At 46.7% G+C, this 1,129-nt stretch carries 2 protein-coding genes; both read left to right on the top strand.

Features of this window, described 5'->3' with window-relative positions:
* Positions 1-7: 7 nt before the first annotated feature.
* Entirely contained in the window at positions 8-1,039 is a 1,032-nt protein-coding gene (gene vmeG, locus R8269_RS25570) for an efflux RND transporter periplasmic adaptor subunit VmeG (protein ID WP_065764983.1), read from the top strand.
* A gap of 1 nt (position 1,040) precedes the next feature.
* Positions 1,041-1,129, top strand: an 89-nt coding sequence (locus R8269_RS25565) for a lipoprotein (protein ID WP_318222956.1), incomplete at its 3' end; no start/stop codon positions are given.

Below are 1,129 nucleotides of genomic sequence, written 5' to 3'. Positions count from 1 at the left end.
GAATGTGATGAGAAAACTGCTCATTCCGATAGCCGTCACGGCTGCATTGTCGGGTTGTGGTAAAGAGCTTCCACCAGTCCCTGAGCCAGAATCTCGCCCCGCAAAACTTTTTACTGTTTCTGTTGGCAACGCACAATTTGAACGCCATTTCCCCGCCACCACAGAAGCCGGTGACAGAGCTGTACTCGCATTTCGTGTCCCAGGGTTGCTTCAATCGATCGAAGTTAATGAAGGGCAAGTCGTTAAAAAAGGCGATGTGCTAGCAGTTCTTAACCCAGATGAATATTCCTTATTGGAAAAGCAAGCAAGAGCGAATTTTGCGTTAGCTGATGTTCAGTACAAGCGCTATAAGAAGCTGCGGAAAGACCAAGTGGTCTCTGAACAAGATTTTGATGAAGCGAAAGCTAATCATAACTCCGCTAAAGCGCAATGGGATCAAGCCAAAGCGAACTTGCGCTACACCCAACTCGTTGCTCCTTACGATGGCACCATTTCTTATCTTCCTGCCGAAAATCATGAATACGTTGCCGCCAAAGAAGGGGTGATGAACATTCAAACCAATCAGGTAATGAAGGTGATTTTTCAACTGCCTGACTATTTGCTCAACCGTTATACGCAAGGCGTGAATGTTTCAGCCAAAATGATATTCGACGCGTTTCCCGAACGCTCTTTCGATCTGACTTTCCAAGAAATTGACACCGAAGCCGACCCAAAAACGGGCAGCTATAAAGTGACGATGGTGATGGAAAGACCGCCAGAGCTAGGCATTCTTCCTGGTATGTCAGGCAATGCGTATCTCGTGTCACAAAACTCCGGAGCGACCAAAATTCCAGATTCTGCGCTCTTTGAAGAAAATGGAAAAACTTACGTTTGGCGCGTCGATGACCAAGGTATGGTTGCGAAAGCCGACATTACGATGAATGACAACGGACAGATTTTGCAAGGGTTAGCGGATGGCGATCAAATCATTATCTCAGGCATTAATGTCATTGAGCCGGGAATCAAAGTCCGGGCTTGGGTGAAGGAGCGAGGGTTGTAGTATGAAAGGAATCATAACCTTAACCGCGATTTTTGCAGCGCTTACTTTGGCTGGTTGTGGTGAAAAAGGACCAGAAAGAACCGTCGAAAC

This window comes from Vibrio sp. Vb0667 (assembly GCF_033391095.1).
Note: the sequence above shows the minus strand (reverse complement) of the source record. Positions and strands in the feature narration are given on the sequence as shown.

Bases quoted from the DNA above. Each gene is read 5' to 3' on its own strand.
- vmeG (WP_065764983.1), top strand. From the start codon at position 8: ATGAGAAAACTGCTCATTCCGATAGCCGTCACGGCTGCATTGTCGGGT.